This window comes from Belnapia mucosa (genome assembly GCF_016775475.1).
GTDB lineage: Bacteria > Pseudomonadota > Alphaproteobacteria > Acetobacterales > Acetobacteraceae > Belnapia > Belnapia mucosa.
Map to the genome: position 1 here is coordinate 458,262 of NZ_JAEUXJ010000004.1, position 16,410 is coordinate 474,671.

The window sequence follows — 16,410 nt, forward strand, 5'->3', positions numbered from 1 at the left end:
TGAGGCGGCCGGAAGCGCGCTACCATGGCGGGCGGCATCGAGGATCAGCACCATGGGAACCAGCTTCCGGCTCGGCGACCTGACCATCCATCGCGTCATCGAGGAGGAGCGGCCGCTCTTCGATCCCCTCACCTTCTTTCCCGGCCTGACGCCCGAGATCCTGGCCGAGAACCGGGGCTGGCTGGAGCCGGGCATGATCGACCCGGCGACCGGCCATCTGGTGCTCTGCATCCAGAGCTATGTCATCCAGACGCCGCATCACACCATCCTGGTCGATAGCTGCGTCGGCAATCACAAGGAACGGGCGCACGCCTTCTGGAACCAGAAGTCGGACGATACCTGGGAGCGGAGTCTGGCGGCGACCGGGCTCTCGGTCGGAGATATCGACTATGTCCTCTGCACCCATCTGCATGTGGACCATGTCGGCTGGAACACCCGGCTGCAGGATGGGCGCTGGGTGCCGACCTTCCCCAAGGCCCGCTACCTGTTTGCCGAGCGGGAGCTGGCGCATTGGCAGGCCGAGCATGCCAAGACGCCGAACCCGGTCCTCGCCGACAGCGTGCTGCCGGTGCTGGAGGCGGGGCAGGCCGATCTGGTAGCGGAGGATCACGGGCTCGGCGACCATCTGCGGCTGACGCCGACGCCGGGGCATACGCCGGGCCATGTCTCGGTGGAGCTGGGCAAGGGTGAGACCACCGCGGTCCTGACCGGGGACCTGATCCACTCCCCGCTCCAGGCGCGCTACCCGGAACTATCCATGCGGGCCGATAGCGACCCGGCCCAGGCGGCGGCGACGCGGCGGCGCTTCCTGGAATGCCATTGCGATACCGGACGGCTGGTCTGCACGGCGCATTTCCCCTCCCCCTCCACCGGCCATGTGACCCGCTGGGGCAGCGGCTTCCGCTTCATGCCGGCGGAAGGCTGAGGCCGCATGCGGATCGGCATCATCGGCGCGGGCGTCGCGGGCAGCGTGCTTGCCGAGATGCTGATCGGCCAGCCCGGCATCACGGTGGACATCTACGACCGGCGCCAGCCCGGCGAGGCGGAGGAAACCGGGACCGGGCTGAATGTCGGGCCGAATGCGCTGAAGGCGCTCAGGCTGCACCTGCCGGCACGGCATGCGGCGCTGCGCACGGCCTCCCTGCCCTGGACGCGCTGGACGATCGCGCTGGCGGACGGCGCGCCGCTGTTTGACTTGCCGCTTCTGGAAGTGGCGGAGGAGCCGGGCATCCGGCTGCGCTGGGCGGAGCTCTACCGGCTGCTGCGCGAGCCCAGCGCCGGGCTGACCCATTATGGCGTGGAGCTGGTAGGCGTCGAGGAGGACTGGGCCGGCCGGCTGGTCCCGGTGCTGGAGGTGGCGGATGGCACGCGGCTGCTGCCGCGCGGCTACGACCTGCTGGTGGGCGGCGATGGCCGCTATTCGGCGCTGCGGGTGCTGACGGCCGGGGCGCCGGCGCCGGTCTTCCACGGCATCGCCATGTCGCGGCTGCTGGTGCCGCAGGCGGATGACTGCCCCTATGACGATTACGGGCAATGGTTCAACGGCAATGCCCGGCTGCTCTCCTACCGGCTGCCGGGCGGCGCGGCCTATATCGCCGGCGGCTTCCCGCTCCCCTCGCCCGAGGCGGAGATTCCGGCCGAGGCAAAGACGGCTGCCTTCCAGCGCGCGCTCTATCTGCCCGGCCTGGCCGAGCCTTGCCCGGCCGTTGCCTGGATGGCGGCACAGCTCGCCGAGGGGGCGGAGGCGATCCATTGGGCGCGGCTGCAGGACGCGCCGCTGTGCCGCAGCGCGGCGGCGGGGCGGGTGCTGTTCCTCGGCGATGCGGCGCATGCCATGGTCCCGACCCTCGGCCAGGGCGCGACCCAGGCGATCGAGGATGGCGTCATTGCCGGCGCGCTGCTGCGCCGCGGCGGCGGGGCGGAGGATGTGGCGGCCTGGCGCGACACCCGCATAGCCTTCGTCCGCCGCTTCAGCCTGGAGGCGACGGATACGATGTTCCCCGGCGCTGATCCCGTGGCGGGATCGATCGCCAAGCGGGAGCCGGAATTCCTGGCCAAGCTCCGGCGGCTCTATACCGATGTGCCGGGGCCGGAGGAGTTCGCGCCGGCCAGGGCATAGCGGTTGGCGGGCACCGGAATGCCCAAATTCTCCCGCAGCGTCCGCCCCTCATAGGTGGTGCGATAGATGCCCCGCCGCTGGAGTTCCGGCACCACCAGCTCGACGAAATCCTCGAGCGGCTTCGGGAAGTGGGGGAACATCAGGTTGAAGCCGTCGCAGGCGCCCTCCTCCAGCCATTCCTGCATCCGGTCGGCGATCTGCGCCGGCGTCCCGACCTGCAGCTGGTGGCCGAGCGAGGTGCCGAGGTAGCGGGCGACCTGACGGATCGAGAGCCCCTCCTTCCGCGCCAGGTCGACGATGAGCTGCTGCCGCGCCTTGGCGGCATTGGAGGGCGGCAGGGGCGGCAGCGGCCCGTCGGGGTCGAAGGCGTAGATATCGAGATCGCCGCAGAGCCGCGCCAGCAGCCGCATCGCCGCCTCGTCCGAGATCAGCGATTGCAGGGTGGTGAGCTTGGCCTGGGCTTCTTCCTCGGTCCGGCCGACGATGGTCATCAGGCCGGGCAGGACCTTCACATGGTCCGGGTCGCGGCCGAAGCCGGCGGCGAGCGCGCGGACCTCCTGGCGGAAGGCGCGGCCTTCCTCCAGCACGGTCTGGGCGGTGAAGACGAGATCGGCGGTGCGGGCGGCGAGGCGCTTGCCAGCCTCGGAGGAGCCGGCCTCGGAGACGATGGGCCGGCCCTGCGGCGTGCGCGGCAGGTTCAGCGGGCCGCGGACCTTGAAGTGGCGGCCCTCATGGTGCTGGAAGTGCAGCCTCCCGCCGTCGATATAGACGCCACTCGCCTTGTCGCGCAGCAGCGCGCCATCCTCCCAGCTATCCCAGAGCGCCGTCACGACATCCCAGAATTCCTCCGCCCGCTCGTAGCGCAGCGCATGGTCCATATGCCGCTCGGCGCCGAAATTGCCGGCCTCGTCCTCGATCTGCGAGGTGACGAGGTTCCAGCCGGCGCGGCCGCCGCTGATATGGTCGATGGTGGCGAAGCGGCGGGCGAGGTCATAAGGCTGGGAATAGGTGGTGGTGGCGGTCGAGATCAGGCCGATATGCGTCGTCACCGCGGCGAGCGCGGCGATGAGGCTCACCGGCTCCAGATAGACCTGGCGCGAGACGCGCGGGCGGATGGCGCCGGCACCGTCGAGATTGGCGCTGCCATTCACCGCCGCCGTGTCCTGGAAGAAGACGGTGTCGATCAGCCCGCGCTCGGCGGTCTGCGCCATCCGCACATACCAGGCGAAATCCATGTCGGTTTCGGGCACCGCGTCCGGGTGACGCCAGCCGGCGGAATGGCTGCCCGGCGTGTAGAGGAAGGCGCCGAGCTTGAGCTGCCGGCGGCTCATGGCGCGGGCCGGATGGCGGTGGCCATGGTGAAGCCGTCGCCGCGCGGCGGCATGGTCAGGCCGCGGCGGAGGCCCCAGGCCATCTTCACGAAGAAGACCGGCAGCAGCGCCTGATTGTCCACCGCATAGCGGATGGCCGCCTGCATGGCGCGCTCGCGCTCAGCGGGATCGAAGGCTTCATCCGCCAGGGTCAACAGCCGGTCGAGCTCCGGGTTCGAGTAGCGGGTGCGGTTCCAGCCGCCATGGGCGAGCGCCGGGTTGATGGTGCGGATGAGGGAGGTGAGGCTTTCCGTCCCGATCCCGGTGGTCGAGCCATACATCGAGAGATGCGCGCTCAGCTCCGGCTCCCCGGTCGGGGTCAGCGTGGTGCCGCGGCGGAAATAGACCGAGGTCGGCAGGGCATCGACCGTGGTCCTGATGCCGACCATGGTCAGCATCTGGCCGATGGCCTGGCAGACGCGGGCATCGCCGGCGAAGCGGTCATTGGTGCATTGGATCGTGAGGTTGAAGCCCCCCGGATAACCGGCCTCGGCGAGCAGCTTGCGGGACAGCGCGGGATCATAGACGGGGACAGGGATGCCCGGGTCATGGCCGAGGAAGCCGGGGGCCGAAACCTGCCCAGCAGGCGTCGCGCCCCCTTCCATGGCGCGTTCGGCGAGCGCCACGCGGTTGATGGCATGGGTCATCGCCCGGCGCACCCGCCCGTCGCGTAGCGGGTTCTGCGGCAGGGGCTGGCCATCCGTGCCCGTCGCATTCGGGATGCGGGCGCTCATGCTGTCCATATAGAAGTAATGGGTGAAGATGCTGTCGATCGAGACGAGCTGGGTGCGATCGCTCTCGCGCACCCGTGGCTGGAGGCCGGCCGGGACGGTGTCGATCACATCCACATCCCCGGCGAGCAGGGCGGCGACGCGGGCGCTGTCATTGCTGATGACGCGGAAGGTGACGCGCGACCAGGGCTCCGGCGTGCCGCGCCAGGTGGGCGCGCGATCCAGCACCACATCCTGGCCCGGCGTCCAGCGCACCCAGCGATAGGGACCGGTGCCGATGGCGGCACGGCCGCCGTTGAAATCCGCCTCCGCCGCATCGGCCGCGGCGCGGGCCGAGACCATGCCGATCTGGGCGATGAAGTTCGGCTGCAGCGGCGTCGGCGCCTTCATGTGCAGGATCAGGGTGCGGGCATCGCGCGCCTCGGCCGCGCGGATGTTGCGCACCGCATTGGCATAGGTGCGGGCGCCGGTGACGCTCTGGGCCCGGCGGATGGAGAAGGCGGCATCTTCGGCGATGAAGGGCGTGCCGTCATGGAAGCGAACGCCTTCGCGCAGGGTGAATTCCCAGGTCAGCTCATCGACCGGCCGCCAGGATTCCGCGAGGCCGGGGACGGGGCGGAGCTGCGGGTCGAATTCCACCAGCGTCTCGAAGACATGGATGCCGACATTCCGGTTGGGCGTGTAGGTGAGATGCGGGTCGGCGCTGTCCACCGCGGCCTTCATGGCGATGCGGAGTTCCTGCGCGCCCGCAGGCGCGGCGAGCAGCAGGGCGGCGAAGGCAAGCGGTCGGAGCATGGGGCTCTCCCTTATTCGGCGGCGGCGCGGGCGGTGACGTGGCGGTTCGGGGCGGGGTCGGCGCCGAGCAGGTCGCGGAGCGTCCTGCCCTCATAGGCGGTGCGGAACAGGCCGCGGCGCTGGAGCTCCGGCACCACCTGGTCCACCACTTCCTCAAGCCCACCGGGCAGCCAGGGCGGCAGGATGTTGAAGCCATCGGCGCCGCCGCCGGTGAACCACTCCTCCATCGCATCGGCGATATCGGCGGGCGTGCCGATGACGGTGCGATGGCCATTGCCGCCGGCGATCGCCAGATAGAGCTGGCGGATCGTGAGGTCGTCGCGCCGCGCCATGTCGAGCAGGATCTTCGCCCGGCTCAGCATCCGCGGATTGACCGGCTCCGGCACCGGCCCGTCGAGCGGATGGGCCGAGAGGTCGCCGAGCGAGCCGGCGATGGCGGACAGCCCGACGATGGGGTGGATCAGCTCCTGCAGGATCTCGTAGCGATCATGGGCTTCCTGCCGGGTGCGGCCGGGGATGGCCATGAGGCCGGGCATGATCTTCAGCGAGTCCGGCCGACGGCCATATTTCGCCATGCGTCCCTTGACGTCGGCGTAATAGGCGCGCGCTTCCTCCAGCGTCTGGGCGGCGGCATAGACGACATCGGCGCTGGCCGCCGCCATCTCCCGTCCCTGATCGGAGGCGCCGGCCTGGACGATGACCGGGGCGCCCTGTGGGGTGCGGGCGACGTTCAGCGGGCCGGCGACGGTGAAGTGCCGGCCCTTGTGGTTCAGCACATGCAGCTTGGCGGGGTCGAAATTGATCCCCGAGGCCTTGTCGCGGAGGAAGGCATCATCCTCCCAACTGCCCCAAAGGCCGCGGACCACATCGAGGAATTCGGCGGCGCGGTCGTAACGGTCGGCATAGTCGGGCGCGGCCTCATGGCCGAAATTGCGGGCTTCCTGCGCGGTGACGCTGGTGACGACGTTCCAGCCCGCCCTGCCGCCGCTGATATGGTCGAGCGAGGCGAATTTGCGGGCAATGTGATAGGGCTCGTTCCAGGTGGTCGATGCGGTGGCGATCAGGCCGATCCGCGTCGTCACCATCGCCAGCGCCGAGAGCAGGGTCAGCGGCTCGAACTGGACGTTCTTCGAGGAGCGGGAGAGCGCGCCGGGTGGTTCGTCATACATGCGGATGCCGACGCCATCGGCGAGGAAATACATGTCGAACAGGCCGCGCTCCGCCGCCTGGATGCTGCGGACGGCATGCGACAGTTCCATATTGCCGCCCGGCGAGGCATCCGGGTGACGCCAGGCGGCAATATGGTAGCCCATGCCGATGGCCGAGACGCCGAGCCCCATCTGGCGCATGCTGCAACCTCCTGCTCCGGCGGCGCTGCGATGCAAGCCGCGTGCCGAGGGGCACGGAATTTGCTGACCCGGCCTGAGCAGCCAGGAGCCGAAGCCGCATGAACCAGCGCCGCCAGATGCATCTCGGGGTCTTCGTCCTCGGCACCGGCAACCACATCGCCGGCTGGCGCTACCCAGGCGCGGCGCAGAGCTTCGAGGATCTCTCCGTGGTGCAGGAGATCGCGCGGATCGCGGAACGGGGGCGGTTCGACCTCATCTTCCTCGGCGACAACCTGGCGAGCGAGCCGGGGATGCATCCCTCCTTCGCCGCCCGGTTCGAGCCGCTGACCATGCTGGCGGCGCTGGCCGCGACCACCACCCATGTCGGGCTCGGGGCCACCGCCTCCACCACCTATAACGAGCCCTACAACGTGGCGCGGGCCTTCGCCTCGCTGGATCACCTCAGCGGCGGACGGGCGGCCTGGAATGCGGTGACCAGTTCCGGCGGCAAGGCCGCCGATAATTTCGGCCGCATCCATCCCGAGCACGACGCCCGCTACGAGGTCGCCGAGGAATTCGTCGATGTGGTGCGGGGGCTCTGGGATTGCTGGGACGATGGCGCCGTCATCCGCGACCATGCGACGGGGCGCTATATCGACCCGGCCAAGGTGAGGCCGCTGAACCATGAAGGCCGCTTCTTCCGCGTGAAGGGCCCGCTGCCGACCAGCCGCACGCCGCAGGGCCAGCCGATCATCCTCCAGGCCGGCTCCTCCGCACCCGGCCTGGCACTGGCGGCCCGCACCGCCGATGTCGTCTTCGCCGTGGTGCAGGATATGGAGGAGGCGCGGGCCGGCTATGTCGCGCTGAAGTCGCGCATGCCCGGTTTCGGCCGCGATCCGGCGACGCTGGCCGTGCTGCCGGGCGTGATGCCGGTGGTGGGACGCACCGAGGCGGAGGCCCGGGCGCGGCTCAACCTGCTGCAGAGCTTCGTCAATACCGACAATGCGCTGGCGATGCTCTCCTCCCGCCTCGGGATGGATGTCTCGGGCTTCCCGCTGGATGCGCTGGTGCCGGACCTGCCGCTGCCCGACAGCTCCCATGGCTTCGCCCGCGTGATGCTGGCCAAGGCGCGGCGGGAGAGGATGACCTGGCGGGACCTCTTCAACCTCACCGGCGCGGCGCGCGGGCATTGGGTGATCTGCGGCGCACCGGAGAGCATCGCCGACACCCTGCAGGAATGGTTCGAGGCCGAGGCCTGCGACGGCTTCAACATCCTGCCGCCCTATTTCCCGGGCGGCTTCGCCGATTTCGTCGATCTGGTGGTGCCGATCCTGCAGGAGCGAGGACTGTTCCGCCGGGAATATTCGGGGACGACACTGCGCGAACATCTGGGGCTTGCGCGGCCGCGGAGCCGGCTGTTCGATTGAGCCCTCCGGGAGGGAATGCCATGAAACTCGGCGCGGCGATGTTCTTCACCGACTATTCCATGGCGCCCGACGAGCTGGCGCGAGCGCTGGAGGAGCGCGGCTTCGAGAGCCTCTGGGCACCGGAGCATTCGCATATCCCGCTGGTCCGCCGGGTGTCGCATCCGAGCGGCGGCGAGCTGCCGAAGCAGTACTATGACGTCATGGACCCCTTCGTGACGCTGACCGCGGCGGCCATGGCATCGCGCACCCTGCTGCTCGGCACCGGCATCTGCCTGGTGGTGCAGCGGGACCCGATCCAGACGGCGAAATCCGTCGCCTCGCTCGACCAGATCTCGGGCGGGCGCTTCCTCTTCGGCGTCGGCAATGGCTGGAACCAGGAGGAGATCGAGAATCACGGCACCGCCTTCGCCACGCGGCACAAGCTGGCACGGGAACGGATCGAGGCGATGCAGGCGATCTGGACCCAGTCGAAGCCGGAGTACCACGGCGAGTTCGTCGATTTCGCGCCGATGATGACCTGGCCGAAGCCGGTGCAGAAACCCCACCCGCCGATCATCGTCGGCGGCGCCTTCCCCTGGGGCGCGAAGCGGGCGATCCGCTACGGCAATGGCTGGATGCCGCACCGGGTGCGCCAGCACTATGCCGATGTCGCGGCGCTGGTGCCGCAGTTCCGGCAGATGGTGGAGGAGTCCGGGCGGCCGCTCTCCGACCTGCCGATCACCATCTGGGGCGCGAAGGAGGACCGCGATGCGCTGCTGGCGGATCGCGACCTCGGCGTGGACCGCGTCGTCGTCAGCCTCGCCGCCGCCAAGCGCGACGCGATCCTGCCGGAGCTGGATCGCTGGGCGGATCTGGCGCGGCTCGTCGCCTGACTACAATACAGCCTCAGCGGCGACGCGCAGCGCCTCCGGCGTGGCGCCGGTGAGGACGACGGTGCCGACCGTCCCCTCCTTCGCCACCGCCTTCCAGTCCTGCAACCGGCCGCGGATGCGGTCGGCGGGGCCGACCAGCGCGATCTCGTCCACCAGCTTGTCGGGTACGGCGGCCGCCGCCTCCGCCTTGCGGCCGTCGAGAAAGGCGTCCTGGACCTTCACCGCCGCATCCGGATAGCCGAGGCGCTTGCAGTAGTCGTTGTAGAAATTCTTCCCCCTCGCCCCCATGCCGCCGATATAGAGCGCGAGTTCCGGCTTCACCGCATCGCGGCAGGCCTGGAGATCGTCGCCGAGGCGGATCTTCGTATAGGGCGCAATGTCATAGCCCTGGAGGCTGCGGCCGGATTTCGCCATGCCTTCCAGCGTCGGGCCCACCACCGCATCGGCGGCTTCGGGCGACATGAAGATCGGCAGGTTGCCCTCGGCGATCTCGCCCGAGAGGCGCATGCCGCCCGGGGTGATGGAGGCGGTGTAGATGGGCAGCGAAGGGTCGCCATGGATGATGCTGCGCAGCGGCTTGCCGAGGCCGGTGGCGCCGGGCCCCTTGTAAGGGATCTGGTAGTGCTCGCCCTCATGCTCGAGAGGCTTCTCGCGGGCGAGGATGGCGCGGATGATCTCGACATATTCCCGCGTGCGGCCGAGCGGCTTGCCATTGGGCTGGCCGTGCCATCCCTCGACCACCTGCGGGCCGGAGGGACCGATGCCGCAAAGGAAGCGGTTGCCGGACAGCGCCTGGAGCGTCATCGCCGTCATCGCCGCGCAGGTCGGCGTGCGGGCGGGCATCTGCATGATGCCGGTGCCGGCCTTGATGCGGCTGGTGCGGGCAAGCACCCAGGCGATGGGTGTCACCGCATCCGTGCCATAGGATTCGCCGCACCAGACCGCATCGAAGCCGAGCCGTTCGGCCTCCAGCACGAGGTCGATCTCCAGCTGCGGCCTGGCGCCGCGGATCATGCCGATGGTGATGCCGAGCTTCATCGCGGTCAGACCTTCGAGAGGATGTCGTCGCGGAAGGCGCGCATGGCGCCGAGCGCCTGCTCCGCCGTCTCGCCGGGGAAGGTGAGGTCGACGCCGGCGACGCCGAGGGCTTTCAGCGCCCGCAGATCCTCCGCGATCTCGGCCGGCGCGCCGGAGAAGAGGCGGCGTTCGCCATCCCCGGCCTTGGCCGGAACATCGGGGCCGTATTTCTGCACCCGGTAGGCCAGCGCGACGCCCTTCGGGTTCCGTCCCGCGGCCCGCACCAGGCCGTGCAGCTTCTCGATCGCAGCCCGGTAGCGGGGCAGGCTGTCGAGCGGGAAGGAGGGGTTGGTGCCGATCGGGTACCAGCCATCGCCGAGCCGGGCGGCGCGGCGCAGCGCCGGGCCGCTCTCGCCGCCGACCCAGATCGGTACCGGGTTCTGCACCGGCTTCGGGGCGAAGCCGATCTCGGCGAAGCGGACGAACTCGCCCTCGAAGCGCGGCTCCTCCTTGGTCCAGAGCTCGCGGGCGGCGAGGATATATTCGTCCGTCACCTTGCCGCGGGCGGCGAAATCGGGCGCCTGCAGGGCCTCGAATTCCTCGCGCAGCCAGCCCGCGCCGATCCCGACCGTGAGGCGGCCGCCGGAGAGATAGTCGATGGTCGAGAGGATCTTCGCCGTTAGCAGCGCTGGCCGGTGCGGCACCACCATGACGGAGGTGACGAGGCGCAGGCGCTCGGTCTTCGCCGCGGCGAACATCACCTGGGTCAGCTGCTCATGCCGCTCGCCGCGGCTGCTGGCGGGAAATTCGCCGGTATCGGTATAGGGATACTTGGCCTGGATATCCTTCGGGATCACCACATGGTCGCTGAAGGTGGCGTAGCCGAAACCAAGTGCCTCGCCGCCCTGGGCCAGGCGGGTCATCGCCTCCGGGGTGGCCAGGGGGCCGCCGCTCGGCATGTTGAAGCCGATCTGCATGCTTCCGTCTCCTCCTCCCGTCAGCGCATTGCGTCCCGCCGGGCTCTGCCACAGGATGCGGCCACCCCGGAGGACGGGCAAGGGTGACGGGATGGATGCGCTTCTGAACCGGCCGCTTGCGGCGCTGATGGCGGAGGCGGCAGCGCTGCGCGATGCAGGGCATGGGCGGCTGATGTCCTATTCGCGGAAGGTCTTCATTCCGCTGACCAGGCTCTGCCGCGATGTCTGCCACTACTGCACCTTCGCCGAGGTGCCCCGCGCCGGGCGCAACCCCTATCTCTCGCCGGAGGAGGTGCTGGCCATCGCCCGCGCCGGGGCCGCGGCCGGCTGCACCGAGGCGCTCTTCACCCTGGGCGACAAGCCGGAGCTGCGCTGGCGCGCGGCGCGGGAGGCGCTGGCCGAGCTCGGCTATGCCAGCACCATCGACTACCTCGTCGCCATGTGCGGCCTGGTGCTGAAGGAAACCGGCCTGCTGCCGCATGCCAATCCCGGCGTGATGACGCGCGACGAGATCGCCGCGCTGCGCGAGGTGACGGCCAGCCAGGGCATCATGCTGGAAAGCACCAGCGCGCGGCTCTGCGCGCCCGGCGGCGTGCATCACGGCAGCCCGGACAAGGATCCGGCGGCGCGGCTGGAGGTGCTGCGCCTCGCCGGCGAGCTGCGCGTGCCCTTCACCACCGGCATCCTGATCGGCATCGGCGAGACGCGGGCGGAGCGGCTGGAGGCCCTGCAGGCCATCGCCGATCTGCATGCCGAGCATGGGCATATCCAGGAAGTCATCATCCAGAATTTCCGGGCCAAGACCGGAACCAAGCTGGCCGGGGCGGAGGAGCCCGATCTCGAGGACCTGCTCTGGACCATCGCCGTGGCGCGCATCCTGCTCGGGCCCGAGGCGAATATCCAGGCGCCGCCCAACCTCTCGCCCGGCGTCTATCAGCGGCTGGTGGCGGCGGGGCTGAACGACTGGGGCGGCGTCTCGCCGGTGACGATCGACCATGTGAACCCGGAGGCGCCCTGGCCGGAGATCGAGACGCTGGCGGCGCGCACGGCGGCGGCCGGCAAGGTCCTGGTGCAGCGGCTGCCGGCCTATCCCGCCTATGTGCGCGCGGCCGAGACCTGGATCGCGCCCGCCATCGCGCCCCGGCTGCGCCAGGCGAGCGATGCGGAGGGCTGGGCGCGCGAGGATCGCTGGTCGCCGGGCGAGGTGACGCCGCCGCGCCTGCCGGCACCGCGCCTCGCAGGGCCCGATGCGGCCCTCTCGCGCGACGTGGCCCGCGCCACGGCCGGCGAGCGGCTGGACCCGCCCGCGCTCATGCGGCTGTTTGCCGCGCGCGATGCGGATTTCGCCCATGTGACGGCGGCGGCGGATGCGCTGCGGGCCGAGGTCTCGGGCGGGACGGTGCGCTATGTCGTCAACCGCAACATCAACTACACCAATATCTGCACCTATCGCTGCCGCTTCTGCGCCTTCAGCAAGGGCCGCACGCATGAGGCGCTGCGCGGGCCGGCCTATGACCTCGACCATGGCGAGATCGTTCGCCGCGCGGTGGAGGCCTGGGACCGCGGCGCGACCGAAGTCTGCCTCCAAGGCGGCATCCATCCGGACTATACCGGCGAGACCTATGCGGCCATCTGCACGGCGATCCGCGAAGTGCTGCCGGAGATGCATATCCACGCCTTCTCGCCGCTCGAGGTGACGCAGGGGGCGGCGACGCTCGGGCTCTCGCTGTCCGACTACCTGGCGCGGCTGAAGGCGGCGGGGCTCGGCACGCTGCCGGGGACGGCGGCGGAGATCCTGGATGACGAGATCCGCGCCATCATCTGCCCGGACAAGGTGAACACCGCGGAATGGCTGGCGGTGGCGCGGGCGGCGCATGGGCTCGGGCTGCGGACCACCGCGACGATCATGTTCGGCCATGTCGAGGCCTCGGTGAACTGGGCGCGGCACCTGCTGGCGCTGCGCGACCTGCAGGCGGAGACGGGGGGCTTCACGGAATTCGTCCCCCTTCCCTTCGTCGCCATGGAGGCGCCGATGTTCCTCAAGGGCCAGGCGCGGCGGGGCCCCACCTTCCGCGAGGCGATGCTGATGCACAGCGTCGCCCGGCTGGCCCTGCACCCGCTGATTCCCAATATCCAGACCAGCTGGGTGAAGATGGGCCCGGCCGGGGCGGCGATGGCCCTCCAGGCCGGGGCCAACGACCTGGGCGGCACGCTGATGAACGAAAGCATCAGCCGCGCCGCCGGCACGCAGCATGGGCAGGAATTCCCGCCCGAGGCGATGGAGGCGCTGATCCGCTCCATCGGCCGGCAGCCGGCGCAGCGGACCACCCTCTATGGCGCGGTGCCGGAGGAGCGGCGGCGGGCAGCCTTCGAAGCCGGGGAGCTGACGCCGGTGGTGCAGACGGCGCCGCGACGGCGGGAACCCGCCAGGGGCTGAATCCCGGCGGATCGCCTTTTCGGCGGTTGCGCGTTATGGGGGCGGAAAACCTGCCGGAGAATCCCCATGCCGAATCGCCGCCTGCTGCTGCAAGCCGCCGCCCTCAGCCTGCCCGCCCTCGCCGCCCGGGCCCAGTCCGGCGGCTTCCCGGACCGGTCGCTCCGGATCGTCGTGCCCTTCGCCCCGGGCGGGGCGGTGGACCTGACCGGGCGGCTGCTGGCCGAGCAGTTGCAGCCGGTGCTGAAGCAGAATGTCGTCGTGGACAATCGCGGCGGGGCCGGCGGCAACCTGGGCGCCGATGCGGTCGCCAAGGCGGAGAAGGATGGCTATTCGCTGCTGCTCGGCTCGGCCAACATCCTCTGCGCCAATAAATTCCTGTTCCGGAAGTCGATGCCGCTCGACCCCATGCGGGACCTGGCGCCGGTGACGCGGGTGACGACCGGCACGGTGGTGCTGATCGTCAATGGCAAGAGCCCCTACAAGACCTTCCAAGAGCTGATGGCGGCGGCGAAGAAGGATCCCGGCAAGCTCACCATGGGCTCCTCCGGCACCGGGACCGTCAGCCACCTGACCATCGAATCGGTGAAGCGCGCCGCCGGCGTCGACATCACCCATGTGCCCTATCGCGGCGGCGGGCCGGCCTTCCAGGACCTGCTGGCCGGCAATATCGACATGATGTTCGACGTGATCCCGGCCGCGATCGCCAATATCCGTGAAGGCGCCTTCCGCCCGCTGGCCGTCGGCAGCGCCGAGCGCATCACCTATGTGCCGGAACTGCGCGAGGTGCCCTCGATGAAGGAACTGCTGCCGAACGCGAATATCGACATGCAGAGCTGGTACGCGATCAACGCCCCGGCCGGCACGCCGGAGGACCGCATCGCCACCCTGCACCGGGCGCTGGTGCAGGTGGTGCGGGGCGAGGCCTTCCGCCAGAAGATGGAGCCGATCGGCTTCGCGCCCATCGCCGATGAGTCGCCGGCGGCCTATGGCGCCTATATGCGCGAGCAGGAGAAGGTGTGGCAGGGGCTGGTGGAAGCTTCCGGCGCTACGATGGAATAAGGCCACCCTCGCGCAGGAAGGCGAGCGTCCGCGTGCCCGCGGCCTCGGGCAGGCGGGCGAAGGCGGCGAGGTCGGCGGGATGGTCGATATCCATCCCGATCCCCGGCAGCGGCACGATCCGCGGCGCGATGCCGGCGGCGCGGGCGGCCGCGAGATGCGGGAAGTAGCTGTCCTCCCCGAAGCGGAGCGGCACGGCGAGCGGCGGCGAGAGCAGGACGGCGTTGGAGCCCTGCTCGTCATGCGCCGGCGCGATGGTGAAGGCGGGCGCCGCGCTATGGGCGGCGAGCACCGCCTCGATCTCGGCCGCGGTCACGGCCGGGATGTCGCCCGGCAGCGTGATGATGCCGCTGGCGCCCTCGGCGGCCAGCCGGCGCGCGGCGGCGGTGACGCTGCCGGTATGGCCATCCCGCGCGCCATCGTTCAGCACCCGGGCGCCGCTGCGCCGGGCGAGATCGGTGGCCCAGGGATCAAGCGTCACCAGCGCGACGCCGGCCAGGCCGCGCGCGGCCGTCAGCGCCGCCAGCACCTCGCCGATCATCACCTGCATCAGCGCCACGCGCTGCGCCGGCGTCAGAGCGGGGGAAAGGCGCTGCTTCGCCCCCTCCAGCTCCTTCACCGGCAGGACCGCCCAGATCATGCGGCGTCCAGCACCACGCGCGCGAGGGCGATCTTGTCCTCGAGGCTGCGCATCAGGGTCGGGGCGCGGATGATGCGGGCCTCGATGCCGGTGGCGTCGTCGTCCGGCTCCATCACGTAATGGGTCAGCAGGTCGGCATAGCGGGCGGCGACGGCGGCGGCGCTCGGGACGATGCCGGCCTGTTCGAACATGCGCGCGGTCGGGCCCTTCACCGCCTGTCCGGCGATGATCGGCGAGACGGCGATGACCGGGGCGCCGCAACCCGCGATGGCCTCGCGCAGGCCGGGCACGGCCAGGATCGGCCCGATGCTGATGAAGGGGTTGGAGGGGCAGATCACCACCGCCCGCGGCCGGGCGCCCAGTGCCGCCAGCAGCGCCGGGTTCGGGCGTGCCGTCTCGGCACCGGCGAATTCGACGGCGCGCACCGCCGGGCGGGTCTGCTCGCGGACGAACCAGTGCTGGAGGTCGAGCCAGCCGTCATCGCTCAGGAGGCGGGTGCGGACCGGGTCGTCGCTCATCGGCAGGATGCGCGGGCCGATGCCGAGGCGGCGGGCGATATCGGCGGTGACGGCGCTGAGCGTCTCGCCCGCCCGCAGCCGCCGCGTGCGCTCAACATGGAGTGCGAGGTCGCGGTCGCCGAGGCGGAACCAGGTCTCGCCGCCGATGCTGGCCAGCGTCTCCATGAAGGACCAGGTCTCGTCACGCCGGCCCCAGCCGAGTTCCTGATTGTCGAGCCCGGCCAGCGCATAGGTCAGCGTGTCGATATCGGGCGAGATACTGAGCCCGAGATGCTCGAAGTCGTCGCCGGTATTGGCGAGGATCAGCAGCTCCTCCGGGGGGAGGACGTGGCTGAGGCCGAGCGCCAGCTTGGCGCCACCGATGCCGCCCGAGAGCGCGATGATCATCGGAACAGGTCCTCGGATTCGGGCCGCACCAGTTCGGCGGCGGGGTTGGGCGGCGCGTCCCAGGTGAGGCCGCGCACCAGCACGACGGGCTGCGCCTCGGCGCCCTGGCCTTGCAGGAGGGAGGCGGCGGCGGCGATCTCATCGGCGAAGCCGCTGATGCTGACCTGCAGGCTGCGGCCGAACAGGTCGGGCCGCCCGCGCAGGTCCCAGAGTGCGGGCAGGCCGGCGGCGCCGATCGCCACACCGACCGTGCCGCGCCGCCAGGCGCGGCCGAAGCTGTCGGTGATGATGACAGGGCAGCCGAAGCGCGCGGCGAGCGCGGCGGCGGTGCCGTCCGGGTCGCGCGGCAGCAGCAGGGCATGGCCTTCCTGGCCGAGATTCGACTGGTCGATGCCGGCATTCGCCATGACGAAGCCGAGCCGGTGCTGCACGATCAGCAGCCCCGGCCGCGCCCGCACCACACGCTGGCTCTCGGACAGCACCAGCTCGACGAAACGCGGATCCTTCTGCACCCGCGCCGCCAGTTCTTCCGCTTCCGGCGAAGGCGTGACGGAGGCGAGGGCGACGCTGCGGCCCTCCGCCTTGCTGACGATCTTCTGCGCCAGCACCAGCACATCATCCCCGCGCAGCACGAGGCCGGCGCGGGCGAGACTGGCTTCGATCAGCGCGGCGAGATCGTCGCCGGCCCGGACCATCGGCAGACCGGGCAGCGCATGCAGTTCCAACCGTTGCACGG

The 16,410-nt window shown here is 70.5% G+C and carries 14 protein-coding genes; 6 read left to right on the forward strand and 8 right to left on the reverse strand.

Going from position 1 to position 16,410, the window contains the following annotated elements:
- Positions 1–52 precede the first annotated feature (52 nt).
- Positions 53–925: an MBL fold metallo-hydrolase gene (locus tag JMJ55_RS13150; RefSeq protein WP_202825996.1), complete on the forward strand. Its 873-nt coding sequence runs from the start codon at positions 53–55 to the stop codon at positions 923–925.
- A 6-nt stretch (positions 926–931) separates the two neighbouring features.
- The gene (locus tag JMJ55_RS13155) at positions 932–2,119 is read left to right on the forward strand and encodes an FAD-dependent oxidoreductase (protein ID WP_202825997.1); all 1,188 of its coding nucleotides are present in this window, start codon (positions 932–934) and stop codon (positions 2,117–2,119) included.
- On the opposite strand, the gene JMJ55_RS13160 is transcribed toward JMJ55_RS13155, so the two are convergent.
- Genes JMJ55_RS13160 through JMJ55_RS13170 form a run of 3 tightly spaced genes read right to left on the reverse strand, consistent with a single transcriptional unit; the run spans position 2,071 to position 6,364 of the window.
- A complete protein-coding gene (locus JMJ55_RS13160) occupies positions 2,071–3,450 on the reverse strand; it encodes an LLM class flavin-dependent oxidoreductase (RefSeq protein WP_202825998.1) in 1,380 nt (459 codons plus the stop codon). The genes JMJ55_RS13155 and JMJ55_RS13160 overlap by 49 nt on opposite strands.
- Entirely contained in the window at positions 3,447–5,015 is a 1,569-nt protein-coding gene (locus JMJ55_RS13165; protein WP_202825999.1) for an ABC transporter substrate-binding protein, read from the reverse strand. The genes JMJ55_RS13160 and JMJ55_RS13165 overlap by 4 nt, the downstream gene beginning before the upstream one ends.
- A gap of 11 nt (positions 5,016–5,026) precedes the next feature.
- A complete protein-coding gene (locus JMJ55_RS13170) occupies positions 5,027–6,364 on the reverse strand; it encodes an LLM class flavin-dependent oxidoreductase (RefSeq protein ID WP_202826000.1) in 1,338 nt (445 codons plus the stop codon).
- Positions 6,365–6,462: 98 nt separating this feature from the next.
- On the opposite strand from JMJ55_RS13170, the gene JMJ55_RS13175 reads away from it, so the two are divergent.
- On the forward strand, positions 6,463–7,770 hold the full coding sequence (locus JMJ55_RS13175) for an LLM class flavin-dependent oxidoreductase (protein ID WP_202826001.1): 1,308 nt from the start codon (positions 6,463–6,465) through the stop codon (positions 7,768–7,770).
- 20 nt (positions 7,771–7,790) lie between these two features.
- Positions 7,791–8,642 (forward strand): LLM class F420-dependent oxidoreductase, encoded by an 852-nt coding sequence (locus tag JMJ55_RS13180; protein ID WP_202826002.1) that lies wholly within the window; start codon positions 7,791–7,793, stop codon positions 8,640–8,642.
- On the opposite strand, the gene JMJ55_RS13185 is transcribed toward JMJ55_RS13180, so the two are convergent.
- Both JMJ55_RS13185 and JMJ55_RS13190 read right to left on the reverse strand, forming a co-directional pair.
- Positions 8,643–9,680, reverse strand: a complete 1,038-nt coding sequence (locus tag JMJ55_RS13185; RefSeq protein ID WP_202826003.1) for an LLM class F420-dependent oxidoreductase — start codon at positions 9,678–9,680, stop codon at positions 8,643–8,645. It abuts the gene before it with no gap.
- A 5-nt stretch (positions 9,681–9,685) separates the two neighbouring features.
- Entirely contained in the window at positions 9,686–10,636 is a 951-nt protein-coding gene (locus JMJ55_RS13190; RefSeq protein WP_202826004.1) for an LLM class F420-dependent oxidoreductase, read from the reverse strand.
- Positions 10,637–10,727: 91 nt separating this feature from the next.
- On the opposite strand from JMJ55_RS13190, the gene cofH reads away from it, so the two are divergent.
- Both cofH and JMJ55_RS13200 read left to right on the forward strand, forming a co-directional pair.
- A complete protein-coding gene (gene cofH / locus JMJ55_RS13195; protein WP_202826005.1) occupies positions 10,728–13,073 on the forward strand; it encodes a 5-amino-6-(D-ribitylamino)uracil--L-tyrosine 4-hydroxyphenyl transferase CofH in 2,346 nt (781 codons plus the stop codon).
- A gap of 66 nt (positions 13,074–13,139) precedes the next feature.
- Entirely contained in the window at positions 13,140–14,132 is a 993-nt protein-coding gene (locus JMJ55_RS13200) for a Bug family tripartite tricarboxylate transporter substrate binding protein (RefSeq protein ID WP_202826006.1), read from the forward strand.
- Here the strand turns inward: JMJ55_RS13200 and cofC are convergent.
- From cofC to cofE, 3 genes are read right to left on the reverse strand one after another with little or no spacing between them, the layout of a single operon-like run.
- Positions 14,119–14,769 carry a 2-phospho-L-lactate guanylyltransferase gene (gene cofC / locus JMJ55_RS13205; protein WP_202826007.1) on the reverse strand — a complete coding sequence of 217 codons (651 nt, stop codon included), beginning with the start codon at positions 14,767–14,769 and terminating at the stop codon, positions 14,119–14,121. The two genes, JMJ55_RS13200 and cofC, sit on opposite strands and share 14 nt — an antisense overlap.
- Complete coding sequence (gene cofD / locus JMJ55_RS13210; protein ID WP_202826008.1) at positions 14,766–15,674, reverse strand: 2-phospho-L-lactate transferase; 909 nt, start codon at positions 15,672–15,674, stop codon at positions 14,766–14,768. The genes cofC and cofD overlap by 4 nt, the downstream gene beginning before the upstream one ends.
- Positions 15,671–16,408 (reverse strand): coenzyme F420-0:L-glutamate ligase, encoded by a 738-nt coding sequence (gene cofE / locus JMJ55_RS13215; protein ID WP_328702624.1) that lies wholly within the window; start codon positions 16,406–16,408, stop codon positions 15,671–15,673. The genes cofD and cofE overlap by 4 nt, the downstream gene beginning before the upstream one ends.
- Positions 16,409–16,410: the final 2 nt, after the last annotated feature.

Bases quoted from the DNA above. Each gene is read 5' to 3' on its own strand.
- JMJ55_RS13170 (WP_202826000.1), bottom strand. From the start codon at position 6,364: ATGCGCCAGATGGGGCTCGGCGTCTCGGCCATCGGCATGGGCTACCAT.
- cofC (WP_202826007.1), bottom strand. From the start codon at position 14,769: ATGATCTGGGCGGTCCTGCCGGTGAAGGAGCTGGAGGGGGCGAAGCAG.
- JMJ55_RS13155 (WP_202825997.1), top strand. From the start codon at position 932: ATGCGGATCGGCATCATCGGCGCGGGCGTCGCGGGCAGCGTGCTTGCC.
- JMJ55_RS13200 (WP_202826006.1), top strand. From the start codon at position 13,140: ATGCCGAATCGCCGCCTGCTGCTGCAAGCCGCCGCCCTCAGCCTGCCC.
- JMJ55_RS13165 (WP_202825999.1), bottom strand. From the start codon at position 5,015: ATGCTCCGACCGCTTGCCTTCGCCGCCCTGCTGCTCGCCGCGCCTGCG.
- cofH (WP_202826005.1), top strand. From the start codon at position 10,728: ATGGATGCGCTTCTGAACCGGCCGCTTGCGGCGCTGATGGCGGAGGCG.
- JMJ55_RS13185 (WP_202826003.1), bottom strand. From the start codon at position 9,680: ATGAAGCTCGGCATCACCATCGGCATGATCCGCGGCGCCAGGCCGCAG.
- JMJ55_RS13150 (WP_202825996.1), top strand. From the start codon at position 53: ATGGGAACCAGCTTCCGGCTCGGCGACCTGACCATCCATCGCGTCATC.
- JMJ55_RS13180 (WP_202826002.1), top strand. From the start codon at position 7,791: ATGAAACTCGGCGCGGCGATGTTCTTCACCGACTATTCCATGGCGCCC.
- JMJ55_RS13175 (WP_202826001.1), top strand. From the start codon at position 6,463: ATGAACCAGCGCCGCCAGATGCATCTCGGGGTCTTCGTCCTCGGCACC.
- JMJ55_RS13190 (WP_202826004.1), bottom strand. From the start codon at position 10,636: ATGCAGATCGGCTTCAACATGCCGAGCGGCGGCCCCCTGGCCACCCCG.
- cofD (WP_202826008.1), bottom strand. From the start codon at position 15,674: ATGATCATCGCGCTCTCGGGCGGCATCGGTGGCGCCAAGCTGGCGCTC.
- JMJ55_RS13160 (WP_202825998.1), bottom strand. From the start codon at position 3,450: ATGAGCCGCCGGCAGCTCAAGCTCGGCGCCTTCCTCTACACGCCGGGC.